This window comes from Frigoribacterium faeni (assembly GCF_011761235.1).
In the GTDB taxonomy this organism is placed as follows: Bacteria; Actinomycetota; Actinomycetes; order Actinomycetales; family Microbacteriaceae; genus Frigoribacterium; species Frigoribacterium faeni_A.
In genome coordinates this window covers 1,364,932-1,371,455 of the sequence record NZ_JAAOYW010000001.1, presented here as the reverse complement: position 1 = coordinate 1,371,455, position 6,524 = coordinate 1,364,932, and the positions used below count along the sequence as shown (strand labels likewise).

Sequence of the window (6,524 nt, the reverse complement as noted above, 5' to 3'; positions counted from 1 at the left end):
CCGCCGCCCCGGCGCCTAGTAGCCCGGGCGGCGGCCCGCCGGCCCCGCCGCCCCCCCCCCCGCCCCCCGAAGTGGACGATGCACCCCGAAACGACGGGGTGCATCGTCCACTCCGGGGTGTTCCGGCGCGCCCGCGCCCGGCATGCCCGCGCCCCGCCGGGCATGCGCGCGGCAGTGCCCCCTCCCGACACCGCCGAGTGAACCGAACACCGCCTCAGTGCACGGTGTTCCGTCCACTCGGCGGTGTCAGCGGGGCGGGGCGGGGCCGAGCGGAGGCGCGCCCGCCCCGCTGAACGATCCTTCAGGTCGCTTCAGGGGCGCTTCAGCGCCTCCCCGAGACAGTGGGGTCATCGCTCGAGAGAGCACCACCCCGCCGCACCGCGGCCCACGATCGGAGACACCGTGAAGAACGTCCTGAAGAACAAGAAGGCCCTCCTCCTCGCGGGAGGCGTCGTCGGCGTCCTCGTCCTGGGCGGCGGCGGCGTCGCCGTCGCGTCGACCCTGGGCGACGACCGCATCGGCGGACAGGCCGCCGACCAGGCGAAGGAGGCGGCGCTCGCCGAGACCGGCGGAGGCACCGTCACCGACGTCGACCGTCTCGACGACGGCCTCCCCGGCTACGAGGTCGACGTCGTGCTGCCCGACGGCCGCGAGAGCACGGTGCTGCTGGGCGACGACTTCGGCGTGACGTCGTCGCGCGTCGACGACGACGACCGCTCGGGCGACGACCGCTCCGGTCGCGACGGCTCGGGTCGCGACGACCGAGCCGGCAGCGACGACCGTGGCGGCGACGACCGCGGCAGCGACGACGACTCGGGCGACAACCGCTCGGGCCGGGACGGCCGAGGCGACGACGACCTCTCCGACGACTCGACCGCGACGCCGGGCTCGAGCAGCACCTCGGGCAGCGCCTCAAGCTCGGACGACGAGCTCGTCGGCGCCGACTACGACCAGGCCGCGGCTGCCTCGATCGCCGCGGCCGGCGGCGGCACCGTGACCGACGCCGACCGCAGCGACGACGGCGACGTGGCCTACGAGGTCGACGTGCGCCTCGACGACGGGACCGAGGTCGACGTCGATCTCGACGCCTCCTTCGCCGTGCTCCGCACCGACGTCGACGACCGGCGCTGACCTGCGGGGGCGGGGCGCGCCTCCTCGTCCGCCCCGGCCCGCCCCGCCCCGCCCCGCCCCGCCCCGACCCGCCCCGACCCGCCCGACCCGCTCTCGTCCTGTCGAGGGCGGGTCTTCCGGTTCGACGGCGGGACGTCGCTGACCCGCCCTCGGCCCGGAACACCCGCCCTCGGCCCTCGGGCAGCGGCCTGCAGCACGGCGCGACCCGCAGCGCGGCGCGACCCGCCGCGCGGCGTGACCCGCCGCGCGGCGTGGCCCGCCGCGCGTCGGCGTCCGCCGCGAGGATGACCCCGCTCGTGCCCGGGGACGAGGACGACGGTACGTCCGGACCTCGTGCCCCCGAGCTGCCGCTGCCACTCTGGTGACATGCAGAACATCACCACCACGTCGACCACGCCCTCGCAGGCGCCCCCGTTCGGCGACACCTCGCCCCGTCCGCCGCTGCCCGAGCAGCCTCCCGCGCGGGGGAGGGGCCGACGCACGCCGGCCGGCTCGCTCCGCGACCGCATCGCCCGCCACTGGCAGGAGCCCCGGGTCATCGCGATCGACGTCGCCCGGGCCCTGGCGATCATCGGCATGATCGGCGCGCACGCCGGCGCCTCATACGTCTTCGACGCGGGCGACCCGTCGACCTGGAGCGCCGTGGTCCACGGCCGGTCGTCCATCCTGTTCGCCGTGGTGGCGGGCATCTCCGTCGCGTTCGTCACGGCCCGCGCCCGGGAGGCGTCGGTCGAGCAGCTGCGTGCGATCCGGCTGGGCCTGGTCGGTCGCGGCGCGGCCGTGTTCACGATCGGCGTCCTCATGGAGCTGCTGAACGCCCCGATCTCCGTCGTCCTCACGACGTACGGCCTCGCCTTCGTGGCCGTGATCCCGGTCGTCACGTGGTCTCGGCGCCGCCTCCTCGTGGCAGCCGCCGTCGGGGCCGTGGTTTGCCCGCCCGTCCTCGCTCTCTTCGCCGACGCGGGCCTCGGTGAGGGGGCCGCCGCCGCCGTCGCCCTCGTCGGCGGCTACCCGGTCACGGAGTGGCTGGTCCTGGTGCTCGTGGGGATGGTCATCGGGCGCAGCGCGCTGAACGCCCGCACCGGGGTGGTGCTCGTCGTCGTCGGTGCCGTCCTCGCCGGGGCGGGCTACGGCGTCGGGACCCTCGCCGCCCCCGACCACCCGGCCCTCGGCCAGTCGGACTCCATCACCTCGATCAGTTCGGGCGAGGAGGGCTCGGTCGACCCGCTCGGACCCGTCCCCGCGGATCAGCTCGACCTCGAGGGCGAGCTCTGCACGGACGACCTCGGCACGATCACGTGCACGTCGGCCGGCGACTCCGGGAACGCGACGTTCCACGTGCCCACCGTCCTCGACCTGTTCGACGCCGGGCACCTCGAGGCCGCCGGCACCGCGCTCGTCGACCCGTCGCCGCACTCGACGGGAACTGCGGAGATCGTGGGCTCCGGGGGCGTCGCGCTGGCCGTCATCGGCCTCTGCCTGCTCGTCGCGCGCCCCCTGCGCTGGGTCGTCTGGCCGCTCGCCGCGCTCGGCAGCTGCTCCCTCACCGCCTACGTCCTGCACGCCGTCGGCCTCTCCGCGTGGGCCAGCGCCACGGAGGCGGGCTGGGTCGACATCGGGTCGGGCACTCCGGTGTGGTCCAGCATCTGGACAGGGCTCCTCGTGGCCGCGACGATCTGGTCGCTCCTCGTGGGCCGGGGCCCCCTCGAGCGCCTGGTGGGCGCCGCGGCCGATCGCATGGCCCTGCGGTCCCGCGGGCGCGAGGCACCTGCCCAGGGCGGGCCCGCCTCCTGAGCGCGGGAGGCGCCTCCTCGGTGCTCCCTCCCCAGGGACGCGGGAGGCGCCTCCTCGGTGCCCCCTCCCCAGGGACGCGGGAGGCGCCTCCTCGGTGACCAGGGAGGCGCAGTCCGCCCGGCACGGCCCCCTGGATGGGACACTGGCCCGATGCCGACCTTCTCCGCCGCCCGCGCCGACCACGAGTTCACCGACGCGCACGGCGTCACCGTGCACTACTACGTGTGGGAGGCCGCGACGCCCAAGGCGGTCGTGCAGATCGCCCACGGCCTCGGCGAGCACGCGCTGCGCTACGAGGCCCTCGCACAGGACCTGGTCCGCGCCGGCTACAGCGTCTGGGCCGACGACCACCTCGGCCACGGCGAGACCGGGCTCGGGCAGTGGGGCGGCGACCGCACGAAGCTCGGACGGCTCGGCCCGTCGGGGCTGCGGGGAGCGATGGAGGCGGTGGTCCGGCTCACGGGACTCGCCCGGTCACGGAACCCCGGCCTGCCCCTCGTGCTGCTCGGGCACTCGTGGGGGTCGCTGATGGCGCAGAAGCTCGTCGACCAGGGATCGGACCGCTTCGACGCCGTCGTCCTCACCGGCACGGCGTACCGCCTGCCGGGCAGCATGAACGGCGGCGACCTCAACGCCCGGCACGCGCACCTCGGCGACACCGGCTACGAGTGGCTCAGCCGCGACGCCTCCGTCGTCGCCGCGATGGCCGCCGACCCCCTGGCGGTGCAGGCCACCGCGGCGCAGCTGTTCGGCCCGGCCGACACCCTGCGCCTCGTCGGCCGGCCGTCGCGGAGGCTGGCCAGCGACCTGCCCGTGCTGATCATGGTCGGCGACGACGACCCCCTAGGAGGCGAGGACAGCGCCCGCAAGCTCGCCGAGGCCTACCTGCGGCGCAGCCGGCTGAGCGACGTCGAGCTCGTGGTCTACCGGGGCGCGCGGCACGAGGTGCTCAACGAGACGAACCGCGACGAGGTCGTGGCCGACCTGGTGAGCTGGCTCGACGACCGCGTCGGGGGCCAGGCATAGGCTGCTGCCATGCACGGTGAGTACAAGGTCCCTGGCGGCAAGCTCGTGGTGGTCGACCTCGAGGTGCGTGACGGTCGCATCGCCGACTTCCGCCTCGCGGGCGACTTCTTCCTCGAGCCCGACACGGCGCTCGACGCCATCGACCGGGCGGTGAACGGCCTGCCCGTCGAGTCCGACGCCGCCTCGATCGCCGGCGCGATCAAGACGGGGCTGCCCGACGACGCCGTGCTGCTCGGCTTCTCGCCCGACGCCGTGGCCGTCGCGATCCGGCGCAGCCTGTCGAAGGCCACCGACTGGCGCGACCACGACTGGCAGATCGTGCACGACGCGCCCGTCTCGCCGAACATGCACCTCGCGCTCGACCAGGTGCTCACCGAAGAGGTCGGGGCCGGCCGTCGCGGGCCGACCCTGCGCTTCTGGGAGTGGGACCAGCCAGCCGTCGTCATCGGCAGCTTCCAGTCGCTGCGCAACGAGGTCGACCTCGACGCCGCGGCCGAGCACGGGTTCGAGGTCGTGCGCCGCATCAGCGGGGGCGGCGCCATGTTCATGGACGCCCAGTCGATCGTCACCTACTCGCTCTACGCGCCCGGCGAGCTCGTGCAGGGCATGAGCTTCGCCGACAGCTACGCCTACCTCGACGAGTGGGTCATCACGGCGCTGAAGTCGCTCGGCATCGACGCGTTCTACCAGCCGCTCAACGACATCACCAGCGCCAAGGGCAAGATCGGCGGGGCCGCCCAGAAGCGGCTCGGCAACGGGGCCCTGCTGCACCACGCCACGATGTCGTACGACATGGACGGCGACAAGATGGTCAAGGTGCTGCGCATCGGCCGCGAGAAGATGAGCGACAAGGGCACGACGAGCGCCGCCAAACGCGTCGACCCGCTGCGCAGCCAGACGGGGCTGCCCCGCGCCGAGATCATCGAGCGCATGAAGCAGACCTTCGCGGGGCTCTACGGCGCCGAGGTCGGGCACGTCACCGACGACGAGCTCGAGAAGGCCGAGCAGCTCGTCACGACCAAGTTCGCGACGCCGGAGTGGCTCCGCCGGGTGCCCTGACGGGCCGGGCCGGGGTCGGGGCCGGCCCGGGTACGGGCTCGGGCTCGCGCCCACGGGCATCGAGTGGTCGGTTCCGGTCGTCCGCCGGGCCGGGGAGGACTCGAACCGACCACTCGACAGGGCCGGAGCGGGCCGGGCCGGGCCGGGCTGGCTGGGCCAGGCTGGCCGGGCCAGACCGCCCCGGGGCTAGCGCGCGAGCAGCTCCTGGTAGTCGGCGTGCTGGTCGACCCAGTCGACGACGAACGGGCACATCGGCACGACGCGCAGCGAGGTCTCGGCGCGCACGTCGTCGAGGGCGCCCTGCACGAGCTGGGCGCCCAGGCCGGCGCCCCGGCGGTCGGGGTCGATCTCGGTGTGGGTGAAGCGGATCTCTCCGCCGACGACGTCGTAGGCGGCGAGGCCGATGGTGCTGCCGTCCTCGACGAGGACGTACTGGTTCTGCTCGGGGCGGTTCTCCACTGCGGTGCTCATCCCGACACGGTACGCCGCGTGGCTCGGGGCCTGTCCGCGGGCACGAGAGAATGGCGACCATGCCCGTCGACTGGACCCGCTCCTCCTCGAGTCTCGTGGTCCACGGCGACAACCTCGACGCGACCGCGGCGCTGCCCGACGGCGCGTTCACGGTCGTGTACCTCGACCCGCCGTTCAACACGGGGCGGCAGCAGACGCGGCGGTCGACGACGTCCGTGCGCAGCGTGCCCGAGTCGGTGACCGCCGTGACCGGTTTCAAGGGCCTGGGCTACGAGCGGATCCGCGGCGACCTGATGCGCTACGACGACCGGTTCGACGACTACTGGTCGTTCCTCGAGCCGCGGCTCGCCGAGGCGTGGCGGCTGCTCGCCGTCGACGGCACCCTCTACCTGCATCTCGACTACCGCGAGGCGCACTACGCGAAGGTGCTGCTCGACGCGCTGTTCGGGCGCGACTCGTTCCTCAACGAGATCATCTGGGCCTACGACTACGGCGCCAAGAGCCGCAACCGGTGGCCGACGAAGCACGACACGATCCTCGTCTACGTCAAGGACCCGAAGCGGTACTACTTCGACTCCGAGACCGTCGACCGTGAGCCGTACATGGCTCCGGGGCTGGTCACGCCCGAGAAGGTGGCCCGCGGCAAGCTGCCGACCGACGTCTGGTGGCACACCATCGTGTCGCCGACCGGACGCGAGAAGACGGGCTACCCGACGCAGAAGCCCGAGGGCGTCGTCCGTCGGATGCTGCAGGCGTCCTCGCGCGAAGGCGACTGGGTGCTCGACTTCTTCGCCGGCAGCGGCACGACGGGGGCCGTGGCCGAGGCGCTGGGCCGGCGGTACGTGCTGGTCGACAGCAACGAGGAGGCGGTGGCCGTCATGCGCCGTCGGCTGCCCGACGCGCAGGTGGTCCAGGCCGAGCCCGTCCCTGGCGACCCGGCCAGCTGACGCGGGCTCCCGGCCCCGGCCAGCTGCGGGGCGTGAGCCGACGCAGAAGGCTGTTCGTGGCCCCAGGAACGACCATTCACGTCGGTTCACCCCGCC

6 protein-coding genes are annotated in these 6,524 nt (G+C 74.1%); 5 read left to right on the top strand and 1 reads right to left on the bottom strand.

Annotated elements, in window-relative coordinates; genetic code table 11:
• Positions 1–402: 402 nt before the first annotated feature.
• The 4 genes from FHR78_RS06315 to FHR78_RS06300 all read left to right on the top strand — a co-directional run bounded on the left by FHR78_RS06315 (position 403) and on the right by FHR78_RS06300 (position 5,010).
• Entirely contained in the window at positions 403–1,131 is a 729-nt protein-coding gene (locus tag FHR78_RS06315; protein WP_208392768.1) for a PepSY domain-containing protein, read from the top strand.
• Between the two features lie 366 nt (positions 1,132–1,497).
• Positions 1,498–2,925 carry a DUF418 domain-containing protein gene (locus FHR78_RS06310; protein WP_166759565.1) on the top strand — a complete coding sequence of 476 codons (1,428 nt, stop codon included), beginning with the start codon at positions 1,498–1,500 and terminating at the stop codon, positions 2,923–2,925.
• Between the two features lie 150 nt (positions 2,926–3,075).
• Complete coding sequence (locus FHR78_RS06305; protein ID WP_166759564.1) at positions 3,076–3,951, top strand: alpha/beta fold hydrolase; 876 nt, start codon at positions 3,076–3,078, stop codon at positions 3,949–3,951.
• A 9-nt stretch (positions 3,952–3,960) separates the two neighbouring features.
• Positions 3,961–5,010, top strand: coding sequence for a lipoate--protein ligase family protein (locus FHR78_RS06300; RefSeq protein ID WP_166759563.1), 1,050 nt, complete (start codon positions 3,961–3,963; stop codon positions 5,008–5,010).
• Positions 5,011–5,196: 186 nt separating this feature from the next.
• Here the strand turns inward: FHR78_RS06300 and FHR78_RS06295 are convergent, their stop codons facing one another.
• Positions 5,197–5,481: a GNAT family N-acetyltransferase gene (locus FHR78_RS06295; RefSeq protein ID WP_166759562.1), complete on the bottom strand. Its 285-nt coding sequence runs from the start codon at positions 5,479–5,481 to the stop codon at positions 5,197–5,199.
• Positions 5,482–5,540: 59 nt separating this feature from the next.
• On the opposite strand from FHR78_RS06295, the gene FHR78_RS06290 reads away from it, so the two are divergent.
• Complete coding sequence (locus tag FHR78_RS06290) at positions 5,541–6,428, top strand: DNA-methyltransferase (RefSeq protein ID WP_166759561.1); 888 nt, start codon at positions 5,541–5,543, stop codon at positions 6,426–6,428.
• The last annotated feature ends 96 nt before the right edge of the window (positions 6,429–6,524 follow it).

Bases quoted from the DNA above. Each gene is read 5' to 3' on its own strand.
- FHR78_RS06310 (WP_166759565.1), top strand. From the start codon at position 1,498: ATGCAGAACATCACCACCACGTCGACCACGCCCTCGCAGGCGCCCCCG.
- FHR78_RS06305 (WP_166759564.1), top strand. From the start codon at position 3,076: ATGCCGACCTTCTCCGCCGCCCGCGCCGACCACGAGTTCACCGACGCG.
- FHR78_RS06300 (WP_166759563.1), top strand. From the start codon at position 3,961: ATGCACGGTGAGTACAAGGTCCCTGGCGGCAAGCTCGTGGTGGTCGAC.
- FHR78_RS06295 (WP_166759562.1), bottom strand. From the start codon at position 5,481: ATGAGCACCGCAGTGGAGAACCGCCCCGAGCAGAACCAGTACGTCCTC.
- FHR78_RS06290 (WP_166759561.1), top strand. From the start codon at position 5,541: ATGCCCGTCGACTGGACCCGCTCCTCCTCGAGTCTCGTGGTCCACGGC.